The organism is Acidobacteriota bacterium, from assembly GCA_019347945.1.
In the GTDB taxonomy this organism is placed as follows: domain Bacteria; phylum Acidobacteriota; class Thermoanaerobaculia; order Gp7-AA8; family JAHWKK01; genus JAHWKK01.
In genome coordinates, this window is record JAHWKK010000020.1 from 1 (window position 1) to 25,074 (window position 25,074).

Genomic DNA, 25,074 nt, shown 5'->3' on the forward strand with positions numbered 1-25,074 from the left:
TGGCTGCGCCCGGGGGGTTGCTCTAGCGGGCCCCCCCGGCGCGGGTGTGCGTGTTTTTTTTTCTGCTTCGGGGGCGGGGGTTTTTGGTTTTTTTTTTTTTTTTTTTCCCCCAACCCCGGGTCGGGGGGGGGGGTTCTTACTTTCTAAAAAACACCAAAAAAAACCGTTTTTTGGTTGTTTTTTAAATTTTATTTCCAAGTTCCCCCCCCGACCCCGTCTTCTGTCAGGCGAGCTTCGATACCGCTTCGCCGATGCGGCCGACCGCTTCCTTCAGCAGCTCGAGCGAGGTCGCGTAGCTGATGCGGACGTGCTCGTCGTTGCCGAACGCCGAGCCGGGAACGACGGCGACCCTCGCCTCGTCCAGCAGATATCGCGCGAACGACGCGGAGCTGTCGATCCCCGAGCTCGAATAGAGCTCGCTCACGCGGGGAAAGACGTAGAAAGCTCCCGACGGCGGCTCGCAGTCGAGCCCCGGAATCTCGGCGAGCGCCGGAACCAGCCACGCACGCCGCTCCGAATAAGCCTCGATCATCTTTCCGATCGATTCCCGGCCGTTCACCAGCCCTTCGACCGCGGCCCACTGCGAGATCGACGAAGCATTCGACGTCGTGTGACTCTGAATCTTTCCCAGCGCCCTGATGATGTCGGGATGCGCCACGGCCCATCCGATTCTCCACCCGGTCATCGCAAACGTCTTCGACATCGAGTTGACGATGACGATCGAGGGGGAGAGCTCTTCGAACCACTCCATCGCCGAAGCGTGCTCCGCCCCGTCGTAGACGAAGTGCTCGTAGGTCTCGTCGAAGACGACGATGATTCCCTCCGAGTGACACAGCTCGGCGATCTCCCGCAGGTCCTCCCTTCCGATCACCGCGCCGGTCGGATTGGAAGGGGAGTTGAGGATGAGGACGCGCGTGTGCTCCGTAATCTCGCTCCGGATCTGTTCCGCCGTGACTCGGAAGCCGTCGTCGGCGCTGAGGTCGACGATGACCGGGGAACCTCCGACGATCTCGACCTGCTGGGGAAAGCTCACCCAGTAGGGGCTCGGAATGATCACTTCGTCGTCCTCATCGACCAGTGCGAGCATCAAATTGAACAACTCCTGCTTGCCGCCGTTGCCCGCTATGACCTGAGCGGGGGAGACGTCGAGCCCGTATCGCTCGTTGTAGTAGTCCGCGATGGCCGTCCGAAGCTCGAGGATGCCGTTCGAGTCGGTGTAGCGCGTATGTCCCTCACCGATCGCCCTGACCGCCGCGCTGCAGACGTTTTCCGGGGTGGCGAAGTCCGGCTCGCCCGGCCCGAGATCGATCACGTCGATCCCGCGTTTGCGGAGCTCGGCGGCATGTTTCGCAACCGCGAGTGTCGGTGAGGTCTCGAGGCGGCTGAGACGACCTGCAAATCGAACCATGCACCGATTCTACCCGAGGTACTGATTGACAACATCCCGAGCGAGTGAATAACCTCCGGGCATGGCACGACCCGTTCCCTTCACGGCCCATGGATGGTGGAACGAGTTGTAGACGGGGAGTGCTGACTGGCAGCGCCCCGGTACGGAAGGGGCGCGACACTCATGAAGACCTCTTCCGATGCCGGGAGAGGTTTTTTCATGAGCGAAATCTTTCTGACGATTCACGAGCCGGACGCCGCGGCGGCATTGAGCGCCATCGCGCAGGAGGGGAGCGCGCCGCTCGACGGGTTCGAGATCCGCGCCGATGCAATCGACCCGGATCGAAAAGGGATCGATCTCGCCGCCTTCCGCAAGGCGACCGATCGTCTCCTCGTCCATACGAGACGCTCATCCCCGGGCCAGGCGCGATTCGATCGCGAGGAGGCGGAGCGTGCACTGGCGTCGGGATTCGACCTCGTGGACGTCGAGTGGTCGCCCCGGCTCGATCCGGAATGGGTGCGTCTTCATCGAGACCGTGTGATCCTGTCGCATCACGACGCCGCGATGCCGGAGCTCGATCCTCTCGCGGAAGAGCTTCGACGTTTTGGAGCCGCGCGGATCAAGATCGTCGTGACGCCCGAATCGTTTCGCGACGAGCTGAGGATCCTCGAGCTCGTCGCCGGCAGCAGTGCGGCAGGCGATCTGACGGCGTTCGGGATGGGCGAACGAGCTCTGTACAGCCGGGTGGTCGCACCTTCCCTCGGGTCGAGGATGACGTTCGTCGCCAGGGAGGGACGTCCCGGCGCGCCGGGACAGTTGACCATCGATGAGATCGAAAGGGCGGACGTCACGCGACCCGGTCGCGGCTATGCGATCTTCGCGGTCGTCGGCTCGCCGGTCCGTCACTCCCGCTCGCCGGAGATTCACAACCGGATCTTCCGCGAGCGGCTGCTCCCGGCTCGATACGTCTGCATCGAGCCCCGAACGGTCGCGGAGGTGATCGATGAAATGGCCGACGGGCATCCGCTTGCGCCGCTCGGAATCAGCGTCACGACTCCCTTCAAGAAGGACGCTTTCGACGCGGGGAAGAAGCGTGGCTGGAGAATCTCACCCGAGGCAGTGCGGGCATCGGCGGTGAACACGATCGTGATGACGGGGGGACCGGGATTGGCGGCGAACACGGACGTCGACGGCTTCGCACGCCTTCTGGGAGGCCGCCCGTCCGGCAGCCGCAGCGTCGCGGTCATCGGTGCCGGCGCGACTGGGAGGGCCGCGGTCGTGGCATCCCTGGCAGCTGGACTCGATGTCACGCTGGTCAATCGCGATTCCGAGAATGGTCGTCGCACCGCGCGCGAGCTCGACGTACGATTGCGCTCTCCCGGCCGGGCGCCAATCGAGGAGGACGTCGTCATCGACACGCTGCCTCCCGGTCTGATCGACGACTGGGCGGATCTGATCCGGCCCCGGAGGATGTTCATCGAGTCGAGCTATGCTCGCGGTACGGGGGCCTTCGCGACCGCGATCCGCAGGGAGGCTGGTCTGCAGATACACGACGGAATCGATCTCCTTCATGCGCAGGCCGTTCTCCAGAGTGAGCTCTTCGTGCGGGCGATCCAGCGGGCCGTCCGGAAGGAACGGAGTGAGCTATGATTCGGTTTCGATCGTCAGTCGGGCAGCGGCTCACAGGCCCCACCGCGCGTCCCGAAGGCGATTGTCCGCGCAGGACCTCCAGCATCTCATTGATGGGCAAAACTCTATGAAAACTCTGAAGTACCGCACTCCTCAGGCGAGCCGGTGGCTCCGAAAACAGACCGAGCAGCGGGCCGAAGCGCTCGCCGAAGCCGCCGAGGCTGCCGCGGTGATCGTGAACGAAGTTCGGGAAGAGGGCGATCGAGCCGTATCGCGATCGATCCGGCGATTCGATCGCGGCTCGCTCCGGCCGAACGAAATCCTCGAACGGCTCGGACCGAAATCGAAGTCCGGATCGGATCTCGATGCCACGGTCGACCGGACGATCGAGCGGATTCGTCAGTTTCACAAGCGTCAGGTGGAAGCGGATTACGCCGTCGAGATCAAGGGGCTCCGTCTGCAGCACCGCGTCCGGCCGATCGAGCGTGTCGGCGTTTACGTGCCGGGAGGGAAAGCGATCTACATCTCGACTCTTATGATGTGCGTCGTCCCCGCCAGGCTCGCGGGCGTCGACGACATTGTCGTGGCAACGCCGATGTCCGCGGCGAAGGCTCCGGAGTTTCGTGCGGTGTGCAGGAAGCTCGGCATTCGCGAGATCTACCGGGCCGGGGGTCCTGCGGCGATCGCCGCGATGGCTCTCGGCACGCAGACTTTGAAGAAGGTGGACAAGATCGTGGGCCCGGGCAACCGTTACGTGGTGGCGGCCAAACAGCTTCTCAGCCCCGAAGTCGGGATCGACATGACCGCGGGACCGGCCGAGATCGTGATTCTGGCCGACGAAACGGCGGACGTCGAAATGGTCGCGGCCGAGCTGCTGGCGTGCGCGGGTGTCGGAGACGGCACTCTCGCGATCTGTGTGACGCCGTCGCCGAAGTTCGAGAAGGATCTCGTGAGCCATCTGAGGAGCTCGAAACGGACGCATGGACGGTCGATTGCGGCCGAGCGGTCGCTCGAGCGCAGCGGGGCCATCCTGCTCGTCAGCAACGAGAAGGAAGCCGTGCAGTTCATCAATGAGCATGGACCGCAGCAGGTTCAGATCATCACCAGAGAGCCCGCAGAAGTCGCTTCGCACATCGTCAACAGCGCGAGCATCGTCCTCGGTGCCCGAACGCCCGTCACGCTCGGAAGCTACGCAGGTCCGAATCACGTCCTCCCGACCGACGGAACCGCTAGGTTCAACTCACCGCTCGGTGTGTATCACTTCTACCGGAGGACCAACATCGTCGAGGCAGGCGAAGACCTCGCTCCGGAAATCTTCGACGATGCGATCGAGCTCGCACGAGCGGAAAGAAAACCGCTCCACGCGGCATCTCTCGAATCGAGTCGGGAGGGAGGCGAGTGAACGGTTTCACGGTCATCCCCTCGATCGATCTTCTCGATGGCAAAGTCGTCCGCCTTCTGAGGGGCGACTTCGACGAGGTCACGCAGTACGGGGATCCGATCTCGACGGTCGAGCGGTGGCAGATTCCGATGGGCGTGCCCATCCACGTGGTCGACCTCGAGGCTTCGCGAAAAGGGACGCCCACGGAGGTTAAGACGATCGCGAAGCTCGCACAGCTCGGCTACCCCACGCAGATCGGCGGAGGTGTCCGCTGTCTCGAAGACGCGAAGCTCTGGATCGATGCAGGGGCCTCGACGCTCGTCATCGGAACCATTGCGGCCGAGGATCCGGTGATGCTCGAAGCGATCGTACGGACCGTTGGCGCGGAGAAAGTGCTTCCCGCCGTCGACATGAGCCAAGGGGTGGTACGCGTGTCGGGTTGGGAGACGAGCTCCTCGAAATCGGCTCCGATGATCTTCGAGCATCTGGAGAGAATCGGGCTCACATCGGTCCTGATCACCGACATCTCCAGGGACGGGACAATGGATGGGCCCAACTTCCGGCTCTATCGCGAGATCCGGGAGCTCACGAAACTGCGGGTGATTGCTTCCGGCGGAGTCGGAACGCTCGAGGACATCACGTCGCTCGCACGCATCCCGGCGCTCGATGGGGTCGTGATCGGAAAAGCGCTCCACGAACGGACGTTTACCTGGGCCGAGGCGCACGCGCGCGCGATGACGGCTGCGTCGCTTCCGGCAAAGGTGGTTCCGGTGATGGAGATTCGCGACGGAAGGCTGATGAACGGCTACCCGGGAACGCGTGATCCTGGAAGCCCGTCGGAGCTGGCGGCGCGATGGGAAGCGGATGGCGCCGACGAGATTCTGATCATCGAGCGATCCGAGACGACCGGCGGAACCGAAGCCGGCATCGCCGTGATCCGTGAGATTACGACGCGCGCGTCGGTGCCGATCGTGGCGGGAGGCGGGATCAGCGAACGCGCCCAGGTCGCCCGTCTCCGCGAGGCCGGTGCTGATCGTGTGCTCATCGCCGCGGGGGAGCTCGATCTCGATTCTCTAGCCGCCGCCGTGGTCGAGTACGGCTCGGGCGCAATCGTCGCTCGGATCGACGTCCGGAATGAGGGGGGGGAGATCTCGGCGATGGGGCAGAACGGGGACGAGCTCGATCTCTCCGTCCTTGCCACGCGGCTGGATGCGATGGGAGTCGGCGAGATCCTCATGGCGTTCGACAAGGACGGCGATCGTTCGTTCTCTCCGGTCCCGGCGCTTCGAACGGTGGGCGCCGCGGTGCGGACGGGTGTCTCGATCCTGATGAACAGCGCCTCGCGGGAACCGATGCTCGATGCGATCGAGGCGGGCGGGGCCCGCGGAGTCGCGATCCGCGATCTCGGAGAAGCGGGCTCGAACCGACTCCTCGCGATCAAGGACGAGCTGCAGCAGCGAGGCATCCCCACACGACACAAACGGAGAAGGGCGCGGTGAAAGTGCAGTCGCTTCCCGGTTTCAGGGATTTCGATCCGGAGCGGATGGCGCTCCGCAACCACATTCTCTCGACCTGGCGGGAGGTTGCGCTCGCCTGGGGATTCGAGGAATACGATGGCCCGCCGCTCGAGCCGCTCGAGCTCTACATCGAGAAATCGGGCCCGGAGATCGTCGAACAGCTCTTCAATTTCACCGACAAGGGCGGCAGAGAAGTCGCGCTTCGTCCGGAGATGACGCCGACGATCGTCCGGATGCTCGGCGGCCGGATCAAGGGGATGCCGCTTCCGGTCCGGTGGTTCTCCATGCCGCAGCTCTTCCGCTACGAGAAGCAGCAGCGCGGGCGGCTCCGCGAGCATTTCCAGCTCAACATGGACATCGTCGGGGAGACGTCCGTCGATGCCGATGCCGATCTGGTCTGCGCGGCGTTCGAAGTTCTCCGGCGTCTCGGGCTGACGAGCGACGACGTCGTCGCCCGGATCTCCGACCGGAGAATTCTCCGGCAGCTTCTGCTCGAGAGTGGAGTTCCGGAGAATGCCCTCCACGTCGCGTACAACGTCATCGACAAGGTGGAGCGGGACCCGCGCGCGACCTGCATTCAGCGGCTCGTCGCGATCGGTGTCGATGAAAAGTCGGCAGACCGGATTCTCCGATTCGCCGAGATGTCGCTCGACGACATCCGGCGTGAGTTCCCCGAGAGCGGCGAGCTTCGCTCGATCGCGGAAGAGCTCGATCGCTATTTCGAAGCGATTACGAACCTCGGTTTCGGCGAATGGGTTCGCTTCGATATGAAGATCGTCAGGGGTCTCGCGTACTACACCGGAATCGTCTTCGAGATCTTCGACCGGAAGGGGGAGTTGCGCGCAATCTGCGGAGGTGGCCGCTATGACGGGCTCTTTGCCTCGCTGACCGACTCCGATGTTCCGGCGCTCGGCTTCGGCTTCGGCGACGTCGTTCTCGGGGAGCTTCTCCGGGACCGGTCGCTCGTTCCGAAGGTCTCGTCCGGACCGGATACGGTGGTGATTCCCGTCGACGAATCGGTGCGACCGGCGGCGCTGAAGCTGGTGGCCGCTTTGAGGCGGCAGGGGCGCCGGGTCGTCTTCCCCTACGGTAAGAGCGGTGTCGGCAAGACACTCAAGAAAGCCGCGTCGCAGGGAATCGCTCAGGCCTGGATTCTCGGACCGGACGAGCTGGCGAGGAACGAGGTGAAGGTGCGCGAGCTCTCTTCCGGTGAAGAAACGTCACGAGATCTCTCGGGGGTGCTCGGAGAAACGAGCGGTGGCTGAAGGATTCTTCACGGCGCTTCGGAATCCGGACGTTGCCGAGCTCGACGAGCTCCGTCGCGAATGGGAAGTCATTCCCTTCGTTCGTCTGCTCTGCGCGGATACGATTACACCCGTGGCGGCGTTTCGGAGCCTCGCCGACGGAGGTGAGGCCTTCCTGCTCGAGAGCGTCGAGCGGGGAGAGCAGCTCGGTCGCTACTCGTTTCTCGGAGTCCGGCCGCGCCGGTCGCTCAGCATCGACTGCGACGATGAAGGAGCAGTGGACCGGCTCCGCGAAGAGCTGAGGCCTCTGCGCGTATGGAGATCGGATGTCCTTCCTCCATTCTTCGGAGGGGCGGTCGGCTACATCGGTTACGGCGCGGCGCAATGGACCGAGAAACTTCCCGACCGCCACCGCTCCGACGACGATGGGCCAGACGCCGAGATCGTTTTCTTCGATCACGTCGTCATCTTCGATCATCTGATGTCGCGTCTTCTCCTCGTCGTCAACATCGTCTCGTCGCGAGAGGAATCCTCGGAGAGTCTGATCGCGGAAGCGGCGGCGATGCTCGACGACTACGAGAATCTTCTCGCGCGGGCGGCTCCCGATCTGGTGCGATTCGACTCGACCGTAGATTCGAAATTCGAATCGAACTTCACCCGGGAAGAATTCGAATCCGCCGTCGAGCGTGCGAAGGAGGAGATCCGGGCCGGGGAGGCGTTCCAGATCGTTCTGTCGCAGCGGTGGACCGTCCCGTTTCCAACCTCGGAAGCGCTGATGTTCTATCGAGCGCTCCGCGCGCTCAATCCCTCTCCCTATATGTTTCTCCTTCGCACGGACGATCTCACAGTCGTCGGCTCGTCCCCCGAGCTGCTCGTAAGCGTCACCGGCGACCGGCTCGAGACGCATCCGATTGCAGGGACCCGCCCGCGAGGCAGAAACGCCGAGGAGGACAGGAGGCTCGCCGAGGAACTGCTCGCCGATCCGAAGGAGAACGCGGAGCATCTGATGCTCGTCGATCTCGGACGAAACGACATCGGCAGGGTGAGCCGCCCGGGAACCGTCCGGGTCGAACGCTTCCGGGAGATCGAGCGGTACAGCCATGTGATGCACATGGTGAGCAGCGTGACGGGGCGGCTCCGGGAGGATCTGAGTCCGATCGACGCTCTCCTCGCGGCGTTTCCGGCCGGAACCGTCAGCGGCGCGCCCCGGATTCGCGCGATGGAAATCATCGATGAGATCGAGCCGTCGCGACGAGGCGTCTACGCCGGTGCAATCGCCTACTTCGGCTTCTCCGGAAATCTCGACTCCTGCATCGCAATCCGAACGGTCGTTCTCAGCGGCGACGTCGCCTCGATCCAGGCGGGTGCCGGGATCGTCTTCGACTCGGTCCCGGCCACCGAATGGCAGGAGACGGTCAACAAAGCCGAGGCGATGCGCACGGCGCTGTCGCTGGCCCGGGGCGCGCTCGAACAGGACCGGGCGCTCGAGGCGGAAAGAAAATGATTCTCGTCATCGACAACTACGACTCCTTCACCTGGAATCTCGTGCAGCTGCTGGAGATGGCGGGAGAGAAGGACCTCCGGGTCGTCAGAAACGACGAAATCACGGTCGGCGAGGTCGAGGACATGGGCCCATCCGCGATCGTGATCTCGCCGGGACCCGGCCGGCCCGAAGGCGCGGGGCGGTGCATCGAGATCGTCAGAGAGACTTCCACCGTGCCGACTCTCGGTGTATGTCTGGGACACCAGGCAATCGCGGTGGCGCTCGGAGGATCCGTCCGTCGAAGCGACGTTCCGCGGCATGGCAAGATCAGCCAGGTCAACCACGACGGCAAGGGACTGTTCCGAGATTGCCGGCCCGGGATGAGCGCGGTCCGGTACCACTCGCTCGAGATCGATCGTGAAACTCTTCCCGCCGAGCTGAAGGTCGTGGCAGAAACTCCGGACGGGACGATCATGGCGATCGAGCACGTGAGCCGCCCTCTGTGGGGAGTGCAGTTTCACCCGGAATCGTTCGGAACGGATGATGGTGCGAAGATGATCGGCAATTTTCTCGAGGAGAGACGGTGAAGGAAACGATTGCACGTCTGATCGGCGGTGACGATCTCGCGGCAGACGAGGTCCGGGAGCTCTTCGGAGCGATGATGGACGGGGAGCTCTCGGAGATTCAGAAGACCGCGGTGCTGGTCGCCCTCCGGATGAAGGGCGAGACTGCCGAGGAGATACGAGGTGCGGCCGAGGCGATGCGGAGCCGGATGTCATCGATCGAGGTCGACACGACCCATCTGGTCGATACCTGCGGGACGGGCGGCGATGCCCGTGGCACGGTGAACATCTCGACGATCGCGGCGATCGTCGCGGCTGGAGCGGGAGCGCGCGTCGCCAAGCACGGCAACCGCGCGGTCTCGTCATCGTGCGGGAGCGCGGACATCCTGCGCGAGCTCGGCGTCAATGTCTTGATCGATGCAGATCAGATGAAGGAAGTTCTGCGACGCGTCGGCATCGCGTTTCTCTTCGCCCCGGCGCTGCATCCGGCGATGGCGCAGATGATGCCGGTCCGGACCGAGCTCGGCGTCCGAACGGTCTTCAACGTCCTCGGACCGCTGACCAACCCGGCCCGTGTGAAGCGTCAGGTGCTTGGCGTGTTCGCATCGGAGCTGGTCGAGCCGCTCGCGGAGGTGCTGCTGCAGCTCGGAGCCGAACATGCGATGGTCGTTCGCGGTCTCGACGGGATGGACGAGATCTCGACGACGGCGCCGACGCTCGTCGCGGAGGTTCGGGACGGGCGGGTCACCACGTCGCAGCTCGACCCGGAGAGTCTCGGATTCGAGCGCGCCTCGCTCGAAGATCTTCGCGGCGGCGATGCAGCGACGAATGCGGGCATCGCCAGGGAAGTGCTGAATGGCGATGAAGGAGCGGTGCGCGACATCGTGGAGCTGAACGCCGGCGCCGCGCTCTACGTTTCGGGACTCGCCCGGACGATCGAGGATGGGATCGAGCTCGCAGGGGAGTCGCTCGACTCCGGCGCCGCGAGAAACACGCTCGATCAACTCGTCCGCGTTTCTCACGAGGTCGCGGAATGACTGGAATTCTCGATCGGATCGTCACCGGCACGAGGAGAGATCTCGATCGCCTCACCGAAGCCGAGCGGGAGCGGATTCACCATGCTGCGGCGGCAAAGGGAAAGGGCGACCATCGATTCCGCCGAGCGCTCGAAGAGCCCGGCATCCGGATCATTGCCGAGATCAAGGCCGCCTCCCCCTCGGCGGGTACCATCGCCGGGGAGGTCGATCCGGAAGCGATCGCGCGCCGGTACGCGGAAGGAGGAGCGGCCGCGCTCTCGGTCGTGACCGAGCCGCATCACTTTCGCGGGTCGAGAGACTGGATCCCGGAGGCGAAGAAGTCGGACCTGCCGGTCATCATGAAGGATTTCGTGGTCGATCCCGTCCAGATCGATCGTGGCTTTCTCGCGGGTGCCGATGCCATTCTGCTGCTCGCTTCGATTCTCGACGAAACGCGGTTGCGCGAGCTTCGGCAGAGAATCGAGACTCTCGGTCTCGATGCGCTCGTCGAGGTTCACGATGAAAAAGAGCTGGATCTCGCGCTTTCCTCGGGGGCGCCGATCGTCGGAGTCAACAATCGCAACCTGCGTACGTTCGAGGTCGATCTACGAACCGCGGAGCGAATCGCCCGGCGCATTCCTCCGGACGTCGTCATGGTCGCCGAAAGCGGCATCCACACGAGGCGCGACATCGAACGGCTCGAGGCCGCGGGTTATCGGGCTTTTCTCGTCGGGGAAGCGCTGATGCGGGCCGGAGATCCTGTGTCACTTCTCAGGACTCTGACTGCCGCGGAGGTGGAATCATGACGCTGGTCAAGATCTGCGGAATCACCCGTCCTGAAGATGCCAGGCTGGCCGTCGAAGCCGGGGCGACGTGGGTCGGAGTGATTTTCGCTCGAGAATCGAGGCGAAAAATCGATGACGCCGCGGCGAAGGAAGTGAGAGCGGCACTGAACGATCTGGGACATGGTGAGCTCGTCGGAGTTTTCGTGAATGAGGATCCCGCGCGGATCAACCGGCTCTGCCGGGACGTCGGTCTCGATCGTGTGCAGCTCCATGGTGACGAGTCAGACGTCGACATCGAACGCATCGTTGTTCCGGTGATCCGAGCCATTCGGGTGGGTGCGGCCCCTCCGGAGATGCCAGTGGGGGGTTCGCCCGGGATGTGGCTGTTCGATACCGCCGACGCGTCGGGAAGGGGAGGCACGGGAAAATCTTTCGACTGGAAACTGCTCGACGCATTGCAGGGACATCGCCCGTTTCTGCTCTCCGGCGGACTCGATCCGGAGAACGTCGCCGACGCGATTCGCCGCGTCCGGCCCGACGGAGTCGACGTGGCCAGCGGGATCGAGTCGTCCCCCGGAATCAAGGATCACGACAAGCTCCGCGCCTTCATTCGCGAGGTGAAGAATGCGTGAGACGCTTCCCGACAGTGACGGATGGTTCGGCCGGTTCGGAGGGAAGTACGTCCCCGAGACGCTGATCTACCCGATCGATGAGCTCGGGAAAGCGTACGGGAAGGCGAGAAAGGATCGCGACTTCCGCAACGAGCTCGATGATCTCCTGCGCGACTACGTCGGCCGCCCCAGCGCGCTGACCGAGGCACCCGGGTTTGTCTATGCGATCGGCGGTGACTTTCGCCTCTTTCTCAAGCGAGAGGATCTGAACCACACCGGCGCCCACAAGATCAACAACGCTCTCGGTCAGGCGCTGCTTGCCAGGCGGATGGGGAAGAAGCGAATCATCGCCGAGACCGGTGCGGGCCAGCACGGCGTCGCAACAGCGACGGCCTGCGCGCTGCTCGGGCTCGACTGCGTCGTCTACATGGGACGCGTCGACATGGAGCGACAGGCACCCAACGTCTACAGGATGAGGATCCTCGGAGCCGACGTCGTCCCTGTTGATTCCGGAAGCAGGACGCTGAAGGATGCGATCAACGAAGCGATCCGCGACTGGGTCACGAACGTCGCGACGACCCACTACATCATCGGATCGGTGCTCGGTCCGCACCCCTACCCGATGATCGTCCGGGATTTCCAGTCGGTCATCGGACGGGAAGCGATCGAGCAGCTCGACAATGCCGTCGGGAGACTGCCGAACACCGCAATCGCATGCGTCGGCGGGGGCTCGAATGCAATCGGTCTTTTTCACGCGTTGATCAGGAAGAAGAAGGTCCGGCTGATCGGGGTCGAAGCGGGCGGATCCGCGCTCGAGCCCGGGAAGCACGCCGCACGATTTTCCGGCGGTTCGGAAGGCGTCCTTCACGGAACCCGATCGATGTTGCTCCAGGACGAGGCGGGACAGATCCTCGAGACGCATTCCGTTTCGGCAGGGCTCGACTATCCGTCAATAGGTCCCGAGCACGCGTTTCACCAGGAGTCCGGGCGGATCGAGTACACCTCGTGCGACGACGACACCGCGGTCGAGGCCTTCCACCTGCTCAGTCGATCGATGGGGATCATTCCCGCCCTCGAGTCCGCTCACGCCCTCGGTTATCTCCTCCGGAATCCGGACGAGCATCGCGGGGAGATCGTCCTGCTCAATCTCTCGGGAAGGGGAGACAAGGACGTTGCGACGGTCGCCCGGCTCGAGGGGGATTCGATTTGAGCCGGATCACGAAAATGTTTCGCCGGCTCGACCGCGAAGAGCGGTGCGGCCTGATCGCGTACGTCACATGCGGACATCCCGACCTCGAAACGATTCCGGAGATCGTCGAAGCGCTCGAAGCGAGCGGCGCCGATGCCATCGAGCTGGGAGTCCCGTTTTCCGATCCGATCGCCGACGGTCCCGTCATCCAGTCCTCTTCCCGGCATGCGCTGCAGCGAGGGGTGTCGACGGCGGATTGCATCGCCGTTGCGGCCGCGATTCGTGAACGATCGGAGATTCCGCTCATACTTTTCTCCTACGTCAACCCGCTCATGAGACTCGGCGCGGGAGGTCTCGCGAAGAGCGCCGACGCCGCCGGGATCGATGCCGTGCTGATCACCGATCTCCCGCCGGAGGCCTCGGGTGAGTTTCGCCGGGCACTCTCCCGCCGGAAAATCGGAATGATCTTCCTCGCATCTCCGACCTCGTCGGCGGCGAGGCTGCGGCTCATCGACCAGAAGAGCGACGGATTCGTCTACTACGTGTCGACGACCGGCGTCACCGGGCCCCGACGCGAGCTCGAGGAAGATCTCACCGCGCGGCTCGATGCCGTCCGGGCGAAGCTGAAGAAGCCGCTCGCCGTCGGCTTCGGGGTTTCGGAGCATCAGCACTACGAAGCGCTGCGGGATCACTGCGACGCTGTCGTCGTCGGAAGCGCGATCGTCCGGGCGATCGGTGAGGGTAAGCGCTCCGGAGCCGCAAAGCGAGCGGCCTCGGTGGTGAGCCGGATCAGGGGTGGCGTGTAGGGGTGGGACCAGACGGCTGAATCGCTCGAACCGGTGCCCTAAACATCAGACCACGCGGTGGTCGCCAGGCTCCGGCAACGCTGTGAGGCGGGGTCCGGGTCTGAACTTGGAACTTAACTCGTGAAATTCGGTATTTTTTCAACCGATTCCGGAGTTAAGTTCCAAGTTCAGACCCGACCCCGTCGTTTCTTAGCATCGTCGCCGATATGACGGGCGCGACGAGCAGAAAACCCGCCGAGACGAGCATCGCGATCCGGAATCCCGCGGAGAATCGCTCCGGGGCGAGATGCTGTGCTGCGGGAAGCCCCGCCAGCAGTGGAATGACGCTGATCCCGATGAGCTGAGCGAGTCTCGCGACGGCATTGTTCGCTCCGGAGGCGAGCCCCGAGTGTGCGTCGTCGAGAGCGCCGAGCGCGGTCGCGGTCAGCGGGGCTACGGTTAGCCCGAGTCCGATCCCGAAGACCACGATCGGGACGAGCACGGCGGGGACGTAGGGATCGCCGTCGGCAACCCGGCTCATGAAGTACGTTCCGACCGCACAGATCGCGGGCCCGGCGATCAGTGGGATCATCGGACCGTGCAATCCGGCCCACCGCCCCGCGAGCGGCGAGAGGATCAGCAGCAGCAACGTGACCGGCGCGGTTGCCAGACCGGCCTGGAACGCCGAATATCCGAGCACGTTCTGCAACTGAATTGTCAGAAGGAAGAAGACCGTCCCGAGAACGCCGTAGACGACGATGGTGATCAGGTTTGCGGCGATGAAGGGGCGCGACTCGAAGATCGGCGGCGGCAGGAGGCGCGTCTCCCCCCGGCGGCGCTGCTGAACGATCAGTGCAGGGAGGAAAGCGAGGAAAGCCACACCCGCGGAGAGCACGGGCAACGAGGTCCATCCCTGGACCGGACCCTCGATGAGCACGAAGAGGAGAGTGCCCGCCGATGCGATCAGCAGCGCAGCTCCGGCGTAGTCGATCGCCGATCGTTTCGCCGGCTCGTCGCTCGGGATCGATCGCGTGAGAAACGCCGTCACGAGCGCCAGCGGGAGGTTCAGAAAGAAGACGACGCGCCACGAGATCGCATCGACCAGCCATCCGCCGACGACCGGGCCGAGCACAGTCGACAGGCCCGAAAAGCCCGACCAGAATCCGATCGCGGTGCTTCGATCCTCCGATCGGAAGCTCGCCTGGACGAGCGCGAGGCTCGTCGGGACGACCAGAGCGGCCGCCGCACCCTGGAGCGTTCGGAAGATGATCAGCCAGACCGCCCCGGGCGCGAGACCGCACGCGAGTGACGTTGCCGCGAAGGCGATCACGCCCCATGTGAAGACACGCTTCTTACCGACGTTGTCGGCGAGGCGGCCGACGGGGAGGATGAGAGCGCCGAGCGTGAGGAGGTAGCCGTCGAGGATCCATTGCAGCTCGGAGAAGCTGGCGCCGAGCTGCTCGGCGATTGCGGGGAGCGCGACGTTGACCGCGGTGGAATCGAGAAACGCCATCCCCGAGGCGAGGATCGTGGCGGAGAGCGTGAGGAGACCCTGCCGGGAGCGGAGCTCGAGCTTCATCGGAACGCATTGTAGAATGCGTGCGAGCCGAGAATGCGTGCGGAAATAGGTATGACCCTCATTGGCGATCGAATGAGACACGGAGGCTCTCGATGACAACCGGAGAACCGGAATCGGTCAGTTCGATTTCATGCCGCGTCGTCGCCGCTCGCGAGGACGACTCGCGCTGGTGGAGTTTCTACCTGATCAACGACGAAGACTCGCCTCTCGGCTCGGCCGTGCTCGACAAGGTCTGTTACGAATGGGCCGACCAGTATCTGGAGACGAAGGAACCGAACGAGTGCGTGATGAATCTGGCGCCCGGGGACCGGGCACGGATCTGGCGGGACGACGGAGAATCCGAGACGCGCATCGACCTCTGGCTCACCATCGAGCACCGAGGTCAGAGGGGACGATTCCTCTTCGAATTTCCAAAGCTCTACAAGCAGACCGGGAATCATCTGGACGGACTCGGCCCGGGCGCGTGAGGTCGAACCGTAACCGGTTGCGCCCCGACTGGAGATTTTCTGTCGACCCCGCCTCGTGAGGCTGGAACGGTCTCAGGCAGGGGAAAGGAGGTTCACACCGTGAGCGAAGTCTATGTGAGCACGGACGTCGACGCCGATGGCCCGATACCCGGCCCGCACTCGATGCTCAGCTTCGGGTCCGCAGCCTATACTGCGGACAAAGAGCTCCTCGGAACCTTCTCTGCCAACCTCGTCGCGCTCCCCGATGCAGAGCCGGACCCGGATACGGCCGCGTGGTGGGCCGGTCAACCTGAAGCATGGGAAGCGTGCAGGAAGAATCCGAGAGAGCCGGAGCTCGTCATGCGTGAGTACGTCGAGTGGCTGAAGAGTTTGCCGGGCAGTCCTGTCTTCGTCGGCTATCCGGTCACGTACGATTTCATGTTCATCCACTGGTATCTGACTCGATTCACCGGCGAGAATCCCTTCTCGCACTCGGGACTCGACGTCAAGACGCTCGCGATGGCGATGCTACGGAAACCGTATCGTGAGTCCACGAAATCGAACATGCCAGAACGATGGTTCGACGATCTCCCGCACACGCACGTCGCCCTGGATGATGCGATCGCTCAGGGTGCGCTGTTCTGCAACATGCTTCGCGAGCTCCGCGGAGGACAGGTGTAAAGCAGGGAATCGCGATATGAGAATCTCATCGATGGTGCGCCGTACGAGAACATTACTCCAATCCCGAAAACGCGGAGGACCGGCGATGACCGATCCAAGGGACCTTGAGTCGAATACCTCCCCGAACGTCCTGCACCGTGAGATTTTCTCTTCATCTGGTGAGCTTCTCGCAGCGCTGACGACGGTCCGGCGTGTCCATCCACCACTGATTCCGTACCAGGGCGGTGACCGTACCGTCCGAAGCGATCAGGAACAGATCACGCGGAGACGCGACAATGAACGGCATCTGGAGACGCTTCGCCGCCCGCTGATCACGGAAGGAGGGAGCCGGGGCGTCCTTCGGATGGGTATGGGCGACGGCGATCGTCCCCACCGGAATCTTTCCGGTGAAGCGCTCCCGCCTGTATCCATTGTGGTACGGCCAGAGCAGACAGCGGTAACGACCCTCCTCGTCGAGCACGAGAAATGCGCCCCGCTCGGTGTTGCGGTGGCCGCTGCCGGATCGTCGCACGAGGTCCGCGAAAAAAGCCATGATCGCGGGACTCTTCAATAGCTCATCCATTTGATCCAGGGCGGTTTCCGCCGCATCTGTTCGCCGATCCTGCGCAGAACCGGGACCGGCAAAAACTGAGAAAAAGAAGGAAAAAAGAACCAGGACGATTGATCGCACAGCCGCCTCCCTCGCCCCGGGCAGGGCGTAGAATGGGCTCGGGCCGCTGCGACCTGAGCCGGCGTGCTGCGCAGCACTTTGTATCCTCCAGAATACTTTCGGCGTTTCGCCGAGTCGTCCGAGAGCGGTTGGAAAATGGCAGGAACTGAATGATGAGGGTTCGATTCGACGTCTTCACGCTCGACGGCGGCACGCGTGAACTGCTGCGCCGAGGAGCGTTGGTAGGGATCACACCGAAAGCCCTCGCCCTTCTCGAGTACCTCGTGCGGGAGCGTCCGCGTGCCGTGTCAAAGCGTGAGATTCTGGAGCGTATCTGGCCGGACGTAATCGTCGAGGAGCAGAACGTGAAGAATCTCGTTCGGGAGATCCGAGCGGCGCTCGCCGATGACGCGACAAATCCTCGCTTCATACGGACGGTGTTCGGTCACGGCTACGCCTTCTGCGCGGAGGCGTGGATACCGCGCTCACCACCGGGACTGAAGACCCCGCGACTCGTCCACGCCGAGGGCGTCCATCATCTGGCGCCGGGTGAGAACGTCATCGGAAGAGGAGAGGACTGCTCGATCGTCCTGGATTATTCGGGACTGTCGCGTCATCACGCGACGGTGCGGTTCGCCGATGGGGAAATCATTCTCGAGGATCTCGGCAGCAAGAACGGGACGTGGCTCAACGGCCGGCGGATCGAAGCGCCGGAGCTCCTGCGTCACGGTGATCGGATCCGGATCGGAACCGTCGTTCTGGAGTTTCGTGCCGACGGTCGCGCGGACACGACCTCGACGCTTGCCGGATTCTGAGATCGGCGTCAGCCGTCAGTCGTCGAGCTCCTCGGACCAATTCAGAACGACGTTTACCGGGCCTACCTCTTCATTACTTTTAACGAGAAGGAATCGATCGCCGAAAACATCGAAACTTCGAATCCCCTCGATCGTGAAGAGAAGACGTGGAGTCGCAGGCTTCAAGCTCTCCCCTCGTCTCTCCATCTCTACAAAGTAAAGATCGTTGCCGCGCCAGTAATAAACCTCAGTTCCGTCGGCTGACCAACGGGGTGGGCGGCCGCCCCAGAGACGACCCCAGAACGTACCCACCCCTTCCGCCGATACCTGCCACCGCTTTCCGCTCTCCAGAGACTGGATCTGGACCTCCGTCCCTTTGTCGTGGTCGGAATAATAGGCCAGCCACTTGCCGTCGGGCGAGATGCTGGGCATGAACTCGTTGTGCGGAGTGCGGACCACGGGACGGGGGACACCGTTACCGGTGAGTGGCAGAAACCAGATGTCATGGCCGGTTTCCGGCGCCTGGCGTGAGAATGCGAGAACGGATCCATCCGGCGAGACCGATACCGGGCGCCCGGGTGAAGCGATCAGCCTTCTTGATGGAGCAGCGCCATCGACTGGCGCAGCCACGATCGATTTCAATTGTCCCGAAAAATAAATCACCTCGGTCTCATCGTGAGACCACACGGGATACACCTCATCTCCTGGCTCGAAACTGAGTCGGGTCGCGACGCCAGTCGGGAGGTCATAGGTCCAGATGTCGTCGTTTGCGGCGCCCACCGTCAGGGCAATCCTCTCCTGGCTCGGGGCAACGGTGGCGTAGACCATGTCGAAGTCCAGCTTCGCCAGCGTCTCAGTTCGGCCAGTTCGATCCGCAACGAGGAGAGAGGTCGATCGCGAACCGGTGCCGGGAAGGTACACCAACGCACGATCCGTGACGTCGAAGTGAGCAGCCCCGCTGGAGGGACTCCACACCACACCCTCGAGCACCTTTCGAGGCTTTCCTGCAACCGCCCACCGCCTCTCGTCAAGGGGGAGGGTATAGATATCAGCGTCACGTCCGAAAAACAGATAGCCGTCGACATAGCGGGCGCAGGACCCTCCTTCCCAGATCACCCGCCACTGCCTCGTTTTCAGCGAAAGAACTGCGATTCTCGCCTCGTCGAACGACGTCATCTGTTCCGTTCGAATCGTGAACAGCAGCGATTCGCCATCCGGAAGCGCGTGAGGCCACCGATGGCTATTTTCTCCCGCGCTCGAATCGGGAACGGTGATCTCCTCCGGCCGGCCTCCATCGGCGGGCACCCTCCAGATGCCTCCCGAGGACGAACGAGAGTAGTAGATGAATCCATCGCGGCTCCAGGTTGCGCCTCGTCCGGCCCCTCCCACTCCAGTCGCAAGGGTCCGGGGAACTCCTCCGCCAGCTGAGACCCTTTTGATGTCCCTTCCCGAGAAGAATCCGATCGAGCGGCCGTCGGGTGAGAAAAAAGGCATCCACCCGTTCTCGATTCGGGTGCCTGCGTGGAACTCGTCGAGACGTCTGACGTAGAACCCAGGCGCTCCCTGTTCCACACGACTGTAAATGATGGAGTCACTGTTTGGAGAGACGGCAACCGTGGGAGTGCCGTGGCCTAGCCCCACACCCTCGCTGCCTGTGAGAGGGACGGACAAGCGAACCACTGAGCGATCGTCGACGCGCGCCTGACGGGAGGCGAGGGCCCAGGCGGCCGCCATGGCAACTGCGGCGACTACCAGCGCGGTTATCGCCACGAACCGCCAGCGAGGCCAGGAGCGCACGGCGTTTTCCGGTTCGGTCGCGCTCTCGCGGATCCAGCGCAGTTGCTCGGCGAGATCGTGCGCCGACTCCCATCGTGCCTCCGGATCCTTTGCCAGACATCTGTCGACAAGGTATTGCAGCGCGGGACGAACCGTGCAATCGATCTCGCGAAGCGGTCGTGGGCTGTCCCGGAGAATCGACGCAACGATGTCGGCCTTGCTCTCTCCCGTGAACGCCGGCCGGCCGCCCGCCATCTCGTAGAGGACGAGTCCGAGAGCGAAGATGTCGCTCCGCGAGTCCGCCTTTTTTCCGGAGAGCACCTCGGGAGCCATGTACCGGAGCGTGCCGGCGAATCGTCCCTCCTCGGTTGGATCGAGGCGGATGGTCGTGGTCGAGTCTCCCTCGACGAGGTCGAGGAGAGGTCTGGCGAGACCGAAGTCGAGCAGCTTCGCTCCCGATCGCGTCAGCATGATGTTCGACGGCTTCAGGTCTCGATGGATAATGCCCGAGCGGTGCGCCATCGCGAGGGCTTCGGAGATCTCGATTCCGTAACCGAGGAGCTGGTCGTGGGGGAGCGGTCCACGCTCGAGACGTTCGGCGAGGGTTTCGCCTTCGCAGTACTCCATGACGAGATAGGTAAATCGGGATTCTTGAGCCGAGGGATCCTTTCTCGTGCCGCTCCGGGCCGTCGCTTCTCCAACGTCGTGGAGGACGCAGATGTGCGGGTGGTTCAAGGTCGCGACCACCCTGGCTTCCCGATCCAGCCGGGCTCTCAGGTGTATGTCTTCGGCGAACTCGGCGGGGAGAACCTTGACCGCCACCGGCCGGCCCAGACGCGTGTCCTCCGCTTTGTAGACCTCTCCCATCCCGCCGGTGCCGATCGGCGCGACGATCTCGTAGGGCCCTAGGCGAAGCCCGGATTGAAGCGTCATCGCGGAACTTCAGCATACACCCGATCGCAAGCCTTACGAATCGGGCATGCCCCTGAAAGCAGTCTCTCCGGGCGGGAGAAGATGGGAAGAAGAGCCGAGAAGAGGAGAAGAGGATCACACCTCAGTACAGTCATCGTAGTCGGAACCAGAATGGCTCCGCCGTTCAGAAAGAATTCGAGGCACGCCTCGCGACCTCCGGGAACGCGGCCGAGAAGATGCGTCGCCTCGGTGAGGTTGGGTCACAGCCAGAGAATCAACTTCCGGCCTCGTTAAGTTGCGTTTCTGGCCCTGGCCCCAACTTCCCGAATCTTGACCCGGGCACGCACTCCGATGGGTGGCCCCAATTTGCCTTTTTCGCTTAGGCTTCTGCCAGTAGATTTGTTCGGAAATGTCAGCATGGAGAGGCGCCCGATCGGGCGCCTCTCGTACGTTCAGCGATCAGCGATCAGCAATCACTCGATTGAACAGTTGTCGGAGCTCTGAGACGTCAGCCGTTTTACCCGCGTTTTTGCAGCGAGAGGCTCATCGCACGGTCCTCTGGCGACTCCCGAAGGTTGCACGCTTCTTCTCGGCCTGTCACACGCCGACTTCCGCGGCATTACAGCCTGACGGCAGAGGCGGCAATTGTCAGGACGGATTGGAGGGTCACCCATTGCGACCAGACCCGGTTTGATCCGCGCAGCATAGAGGGTCAGACCTTCGAAGGTGTGACCCCGATTTCTGGATGTTACTCAGCGCTATCACGTTCCACTGCTGCCCAAAACGAAGATTAGAATCCCGGCACGAGTCCAATCAGGTCGTAAGTGGCGGTCGATGGGCCGATGGGCGTGATGGTGATACGGGACGCCGGTAGAGCAGGAAGAAGTTCGGACCTGGAGCGACAATGCGATGAGCTGGATGCCATGAGCCCGAAGGAGCGTGAGAAACATCTCATTCCGCAGGGGAAGTGTTCTGACGGCTGCGCGAGGAGTTCGAGAAGGGGGTAGACTTTTCGCCTTGATTCGACGTCACGGTCATCAGCCGCATCGCGGAGCTCATATCGCGTCATAGGCTGGGTCGGTATCGTATGTCGCAACGAAAGGAGGAAGCGATGAATCGCGGAAACCGTCACTGGAGGGGAATCATCATCGTCGTGGCGACTCTGGCGTGGGGGGGCCCTGGGGCGCTCCGGGCGGACTCGGAGATCAAGGCTCTGGTCGGCGGACGGTTGATCGATGGCTTCGGGGGACGGCCGGTGGCGAACAGCGTCATCATCGTCGAAGGCGAGCGCATCCGGGCGGTGGGGCGGATGGGAGAGATCGAAATCCCCGAACAGGCCGAAATCATTTCGACTGAAGGGATGGATGTGCTGCCGGGGCTTTGGGACATGCACGTCCACCTGATGATCAATGGTCACGCGGACTACGACCACTGGTTCTCGACCTATCCCGATCTCTACCGCAGTGTCATTATGCCCGCGTCCGCGAACCAGCTCCTGCTCGCGGGTGTGACGAGCGCCCGCGATCTCGGTGCTCCGCTCGAAGACATCATCGCCGTCCGGGATGCGATCAACCGCGGAGAGATTCCGGGACCCACGATGTACGTCTCGGGTCCGTTCATTCAGCACCGGCCGTATCCCGGCACCGAGCAATACCGTTGGGGGGTGAGCGGAGCGGAAGACGCACGAAGAAAAGTGCGGCGGCTGATCGAGGCCGGCGTCGACGTGATCAAGCTGATCGATCAGGATCAGATGACGATGGAGGAGGTCCGGGCCGTCGTGGAGGAGGCGCATCGCCATGGCCGCACGGTCGTCGCGCACGCGCACCGTCCGGAGGAGATCCGGCGCGGACTGGAGGCCGGCGTCGACTGTTTCGAGCACACCGGGCTGGCGAGTGCGCCCGAGTACCCGCCGGACGTCATTGAGATGATTCGGGAAAGGACGGCTCAGATGAACCGCGGGCCGCTCTTCTGGACCCCGACCGTCGAGGGGCTCTTCAACTACGAAGCGCTGCGGGACAACCCGGAGATCCTCGATTCGACCGAGTGGCATCTCGGACTGCCCGAGGAGATCATTCGCGACATCCGGGACTCGTTCCGCCATCCGGAGCGACTTTCCTACTTTCAGCTAACGCCGCTCCGCCGTCCGACGCTCCGGCATAAGATCGAGCAACTGCGGGAATCGGGAGTGGTTCTGCTGATCGGCACCGACAGCGGAATCCCGATGAAGTTCCATAGCCAGTCGACGTGGAACGAGCTCGAGGTCTGGGTGCGGGGGATGGGCATCAGCCCGATGGAGGCGATTCGGGGCGCCACCTACTGGCCATCGGTCCTGATGAAGGTGTCGGACGAGGTGGGCACGGTCAGCGAAGGAAAGTACGCCGACCTCATCGCGGTGCGGGGAGACGTCCTGAGGCACATCAGCCTTCTTCAGAGGGTCGATCTCGTGATGAAGCGGGGGACGCGATACAAGTGAAGTGACGTCGCTCAGCGGGCAGTCTGAGGCTGGGTTTTGAAACCCAGCCATTCAGGCGAACGCCGGGTCCGCTCGGCTGATCCTGAGCAGGTGGAGAAAGGCTGGTTTTCCGGAGCTGGCCCCACCCGTGGGCCTGCGGCTACTCGAACGGTACCAGGCACTCTTTCAGTCTGGCAGGGGCCGGGGTCCGCCGGATCCGACGGTGATTCGATCACGCCCGAGTCGCTTCGATGCGTAGAGCGATTCGTCCGCGATGCGAAGCAGCGCTCCGACCTCCTCTCCGTGGTCCGGGTAGACAGCGATTCCGATCGAGACGGTGATCGGCATCGAGACTTCTTCGTAGTGCTGGATGCGTAGTTCCTTCTGGAGACGGTTTGCGTAAATGAGAGCGCCCGCTTCCCCCGTGTCGGTCATGGCGACGAGGAACTCTTCTCCGCCGGTCCTGACGGTCAGATCGCTCGTCCGAGCCGTGTCACGTATGACGTGAGCGACACGCACCAGGATTTCATCGCCGCGAGCATGGCCGTACGTGTCGTTCACCTTTTTGAAGTGATCGAGATCGATGGCGATGAAGCTCACCTGAGTTTTGCGACGGCGGGCCATTGCCATGTGGATCCGCAGGTACTCGTCGACGAACCGGCGGTTGTAGAGGCCCGTCAGAGGATCGGAGATCGCCTGTTGCTCGAGCTCCCGATTCTTTTCGTCATGATCGAGCATCATCTGAACATTCTCGATCCCCAGTGCGATCAGGTTGGCCACGGAGGCGATCATGCTTGCTTCCCGCGGGGTCAGCGCGTGACGCGTGGTGCTCAGCGCGGTGATCACGCCCACCGCGCGTGTCCGCCCCTGAAGGGCTACACAGACGAGCGGATACAGGCGCTCATCCCTCGCTCGGTCCTGAAGCTGGAATTCGCTGATCGGAAGGTCCCGATTGTGGATCGTTCCGGAAAGCCGGCTCTGAACCTGCTCGTCGATCTGTTTTTCCTTGTCGCGTGCAGCGCCGTACGAGGCATGCAGGCGCAGACGCCCACGCTCGAGAAGATGGACGACCACTCCATCGACGAGCTCGTTCCTGATGAGAAGGTCGATCGCGTCGGCGAGAAACGCGTCCGGATCTGTTGCTGCGGCGGCGAGCAATCCGACCCGACTGAGCGTGTCCGCCTGCTCTTTTCGTAGCCGCATCTTCCTGCGCGAGATCCCGAATGCCAGCAGGAGGAGCACCAGCAGAGTGATTGCGAAGGCGACCGCTTTGCCGTACCGGTTCACCCATGCGCCGATCGGAGATGCCTTCGACTGCACGCTGATCCAGGAGGGCGAGCCAACCATGAGTTGAAAGCCGTCGTTATGGGGAGGGTTTTCTGAATAGATGGTCACGACACCGGTAACGCTCACCTCGGACGAAGGCGGAACAGAGGTCACCGCGAAGTCCCGCAGCACGCCTGGCGGCAACGCCAGTCGCATCGTGGAGCCCGCGTGCTGGAGGTCATAACCGACGTAGGGACCCAGCTGGACCGGGGTCCCGATGGAGCCGCGCACTGTTACAAGCTTTCCGTAGTGCTTCCATTGTGCTGCCTCTTGCAGAGTCAGCACGAGCGGCTCGGGCAACTCCCGCTGGCCTAAAATCGCGACGCGAGGCCGGTTGATCTGAATGGCGCCTCGATACTGATCGACGGTGCCCACCACGTCGATGAGCGCGCCTGGCGGGATGTTGGGTCCACGCTCGGCAATGGAGAAAGCGTACGTGCCGGCCGTCTCATCCTGGAAGTAGACGTGCAGCCTCTCCTGAGAGACGACGCCGGAGCCGATTGTGACTGTTCCCCGGACATGAACAGGTTCGCCGAGCCTGTCAGGGATCGTATCTCCGTTCGAATCTCGAATTACCTCAGCGATTGTGATTATGCGAAGAGATGCCGCCGCCCCGGAGGGTGTCTCGCTCTGTTCCTGGGCTGATGACAGCGCCGGAAGCATCGCGGCAATCGCCAGGAGGGTCCGGAGTCGTTTCGAGCAGACGGCGGGCATGATCAGATCGGCTTCATCATACCGGTGTTGCGGGCGGATCGCATCTGCCGATGCGCCCTTGCGGCAAGGCGCTATGGCGATTCGGTCTGGTTTTTTCGATGTGCGGGAGGCTGCTTCCTCGCCGATTTCTGCGCTGTTCCATTCCCAATGGACTT

20 protein-coding genes are annotated in these 25,074 nt (G+C 63.0%); 15 read left to right on the forward strand and 5 right to left on the reverse strand.

Going from position 1 to position 25,074, the window contains the following annotated elements; all coding sequences use genetic code 11:
- Positions 1 to 223: 223 nt before the first annotated feature.
- Positions 224 to 1,408 carry a pyridoxal phosphate-dependent aminotransferase gene (locus KY459_12385; GenBank protein MBW3565515.1) on the reverse strand — a complete coding sequence of 395 codons (1,185 nt, stop codon included), beginning with the start codon at positions 1,406 to 1,408 and terminating at the stop codon, positions 224 to 226.
- Between the two features lie 198 nt (positions 1,409 to 1,606).
- Here KY459_12385 and KY459_12390 point away from each other — a divergent pair, with 198 nt between their 5' ends.
- The 11 genes from KY459_12390 (at position 1,607) to trpA (ending at position 13,611) form a co-directional block, all read left to right on the forward strand.
- Positions 1,607 to 3,037, forward strand: coding sequence for a type I 3-dehydroquinate dehydratase (locus tag KY459_12390; GenBank protein MBW3565516.1), 1,431 nt, complete (start codon positions 1,607 to 1,609; stop codon positions 3,035 to 3,037).
- Between the two features lie 106 nt (positions 3,038 to 3,143).
- Positions 3,144 to 4,418: a histidinol dehydrogenase gene (gene hisD / locus KY459_12395; GenBank protein MBW3565517.1), complete on the forward strand. Its 1,275-nt coding sequence runs from the start codon at positions 3,144 to 3,146 to the stop codon at positions 4,416 to 4,418.
- Positions 4,415 to 5,896: a hypothetical protein gene (locus KY459_12400; protein ID MBW3565518.1), complete on the forward strand. Its 1,482-nt coding sequence runs from the start codon at positions 4,415 to 4,417 to the stop codon at positions 5,894 to 5,896. Before hisD ends, KY459_12400 begins: the two co-directional genes overlap by 4 nt.
- Positions 5,893 to 7,179, forward strand: a complete 1,287-nt coding sequence (hisS, locus tag KY459_12405) for a histidine--tRNA ligase (GenBank protein ID MBW3565519.1) — start codon at positions 5,893 to 5,895, stop codon at positions 7,177 to 7,179. The genes KY459_12400 and hisS overlap by 4 nt, the downstream gene beginning before the upstream one ends.
- The gene (gene trpE / locus KY459_12410) at positions 7,172 to 8,662 is read left to right on the forward strand and encodes an anthranilate synthase component I (GenBank protein ID MBW3565520.1); all 1,491 of its coding nucleotides are present in this window, start codon (positions 7,172 to 7,174) and stop codon (positions 8,660 to 8,662) included. Before hisS ends, trpE begins: the two co-directional genes overlap by 8 nt.
- Entirely contained in the window at positions 8,659 to 9,228 is a 570-nt protein-coding gene (locus KY459_12415; GenBank protein MBW3565521.1) for an aminodeoxychorismate/anthranilate synthase component II, read from the forward strand. Before trpE ends, KY459_12415 begins: the two co-directional genes overlap by 4 nt.
- A complete protein-coding gene (trpD, locus tag KY459_12420; GenBank protein MBW3565522.1) occupies positions 9,225 to 10,241 on the forward strand; it encodes an anthranilate phosphoribosyltransferase in 1,017 nt (338 codons plus the stop codon). The genes KY459_12415 and trpD overlap by 4 nt, the downstream gene beginning before the upstream one ends.
- Positions 10,238 to 11,026: an indole-3-glycerol phosphate synthase TrpC gene (gene trpC, locus KY459_12425; protein MBW3565523.1), complete on the forward strand. Its 789-nt coding sequence runs from the start codon at positions 10,238 to 10,240 to the stop codon at positions 11,024 to 11,026. Before trpD ends, trpC begins: the two co-directional genes overlap by 4 nt.
- Positions 11,020 to 11,637, forward strand: a complete 618-nt coding sequence (locus KY459_12430; protein ID MBW3565524.1) for a phosphoribosylanthranilate isomerase — start codon at positions 11,020 to 11,022, stop codon at positions 11,635 to 11,637. The genes trpC and KY459_12430 overlap by 7 nt, the downstream gene beginning before the upstream one ends.
- On the forward strand, positions 11,630 to 12,826 hold the full coding sequence (trpB, locus tag KY459_12435) for a tryptophan synthase subunit beta (protein ID MBW3565525.1): 1,197 nt from the start codon (positions 11,630 to 11,632) through the stop codon (positions 12,824 to 12,826). The genes KY459_12430 and trpB overlap by 8 nt, the downstream gene beginning before the upstream one ends.
- 14 nt (positions 12,827 to 12,840) lie before the next feature.
- Positions 12,841 to 13,611, forward strand: coding sequence for a tryptophan synthase subunit alpha (trpA, locus tag KY459_12440; protein MBW3565526.1), 771 nt, complete (start codon positions 12,841 to 12,843; stop codon positions 13,609 to 13,611).
- 154 nt (positions 13,612 to 13,765) lie between these two features.
- On the opposite strand, the gene KY459_12445 is transcribed toward trpA, so the two are convergent.
- A complete protein-coding gene (locus KY459_12445; GenBank protein ID MBW3565527.1) occupies positions 13,766 to 15,169 on the reverse strand; it encodes a DHA2 family efflux MFS transporter permease subunit in 1,404 nt (467 codons plus the stop codon).
- Positions 15,170 to 15,261: 92 nt separating this feature from the next.
- Here KY459_12445 and KY459_12450 point away from each other — a divergent pair, with 92 nt between their 5' ends.
- Positions 15,262 to 15,636 (forward strand): hypothetical protein, encoded by a 375-nt coding sequence (locus tag KY459_12450; GenBank protein ID MBW3565528.1) that lies wholly within the window; start codon positions 15,262 to 15,264, stop codon positions 15,634 to 15,636.
- A 99-nt stretch (positions 15,637 to 15,735) separates the two neighbouring features.
- On the forward strand, positions 15,736 to 16,296 hold the full coding sequence (locus KY459_12455; protein ID MBW3565529.1) for an exonuclease: 561 nt from the start codon (positions 15,736 to 15,738) through the stop codon (positions 16,294 to 16,296).
- 151 nt (positions 16,297 to 16,447) lie between these two features.
- On the opposite strand, the gene KY459_12460 is transcribed toward KY459_12455, so the two are convergent.
- Complete coding sequence (locus KY459_12460) at positions 16,448 to 16,858, reverse strand: hypothetical protein (GenBank protein MBW3565530.1); 411 nt, start codon at positions 16,856 to 16,858, stop codon at positions 16,448 to 16,450.
- A gap of 260 nt (positions 16,859 to 17,118) precedes the next feature.
- Between KY459_12460 and KY459_12465 the strand changes: the two genes are divergently transcribed.
- The gene (locus tag KY459_12465; GenBank protein MBW3565531.1) at positions 17,119 to 17,760 is read left to right on the forward strand and encodes an FHA domain-containing protein; all 642 of its coding nucleotides are present in this window, start codon (positions 17,119 to 17,121) and stop codon (positions 17,758 to 17,760) included.
- A 15-nt stretch (positions 17,761 to 17,775) separates the two neighbouring features.
- Here KY459_12465 and KY459_12470 read toward each other — a convergent pair whose 3' ends face one another.
- Positions 17,776 to 20,448 carry a protein kinase gene (locus KY459_12470; protein MBW3565532.1) on the reverse strand — a complete coding sequence of 891 codons (2,673 nt, stop codon included), beginning with the start codon at positions 20,446 to 20,448 and terminating at the stop codon, positions 17,776 to 17,778.
- Between the two features lie 1,090 nt (positions 20,449 to 21,538).
- On the opposite strand from KY459_12470, the gene KY459_12475 reads away from it, so the two are divergent.
- Positions 21,539 to 22,900, forward strand: coding sequence for an amidohydrolase family protein (locus tag KY459_12475; protein MBW3565533.1), 1,362 nt, complete (start codon positions 21,539 to 21,541; stop codon positions 22,898 to 22,900).
- Between the two features lie 165 nt (positions 22,901 to 23,065).
- Here the strand turns inward: KY459_12475 and KY459_12480 are convergent, their stop codons facing one another.
- Complete coding sequence (locus KY459_12480; GenBank protein ID MBW3565534.1) at positions 23,066 to 24,919, reverse strand: diguanylate cyclase; 1,854 nt, start codon at positions 24,917 to 24,919, stop codon at positions 23,066 to 23,068.
- Between the last annotated feature and the right edge of the window lie 155 nt (positions 24,920 to 25,074).

Excerpts from the sequence above, each read along its gene's own strand:
- KY459_12385 (MBW3565515.1), bottom strand. The coding sequence starts at position 1,408 with ATGGTTCGATTTGCAGGTCGTCTCAGCCGCCTCGAGACCTCACCGACA.
- KY459_12390 (MBW3565516.1), top strand. The coding sequence starts at position 1,607 with ATGAGCGAAATCTTTCTGACGATTCACGAGCCGGACGCCGCGGCGGCA.
- hisD (MBW3565517.1), top strand. The coding sequence starts at position 3,144 with ATGAAAACTCTGAAGTACCGCACTCCTCAGGCGAGCCGGTGGCTCCGA.
- KY459_12415 (MBW3565521.1), top strand. The coding sequence starts at position 8,659 with ATGATTCTCGTCATCGACAACTACGACTCCTTCACCTGGAATCTCGTG.
- trpC (MBW3565523.1), top strand. The coding sequence starts at position 10,238 with ATGACTGGAATTCTCGATCGGATCGTCACCGGCACGAGGAGAGATCTC.
- trpB (MBW3565525.1), top strand. The coding sequence starts at position 11,630 with ATGCGTGAGACGCTTCCCGACAGTGACGGATGGTTCGGCCGGTTCGGA.
- trpA (MBW3565526.1), top strand. The coding sequence starts at position 12,841 with ATGTTTCGCCGGCTCGACCGCGAAGAGCGGTGCGGCCTGATCGCGTAC.
- KY459_12445 (MBW3565527.1), bottom strand. The coding sequence starts at position 15,169 with ATGAAGCTCGAGCTCCGCTCCCGGCAGGGTCTCCTCACGCTCTCCGCC.
- KY459_12450 (MBW3565528.1), top strand. The coding sequence starts at position 15,262 with ATGACAACCGGAGAACCGGAATCGGTCAGTTCGATTTCATGCCGCGTC.
- KY459_12460 (MBW3565530.1), bottom strand. The coding sequence starts at position 16,858 with ATGGATGAGCTATTGAAGAGTCCCGCGATCATGGCTTTTTTCGCGGAC.
- KY459_12465 (MBW3565531.1), top strand. The coding sequence starts at position 17,119 with ATGAGGGTTCGATTCGACGTCTTCACGCTCGACGGCGGCACGCGTGAA.
- KY459_12470 (MBW3565532.1), bottom strand. The coding sequence starts at position 20,448 with ATGACGCTTCAATCCGGGCTTCGCCTAGGGCCCTACGAGATCGTCGCG.
- KY459_12475 (MBW3565533.1), top strand. The coding sequence starts at position 21,539 with ATGAATCGCGGAAACCGTCACTGGAGGGGAATCATCATCGTCGTGGCG.
- KY459_12480 (MBW3565534.1), bottom strand. The coding sequence starts at position 24,919 with ATGCCCGCCGTCTGCTCGAAACGACTCCGGACCCTCCTGGCGATTGCC.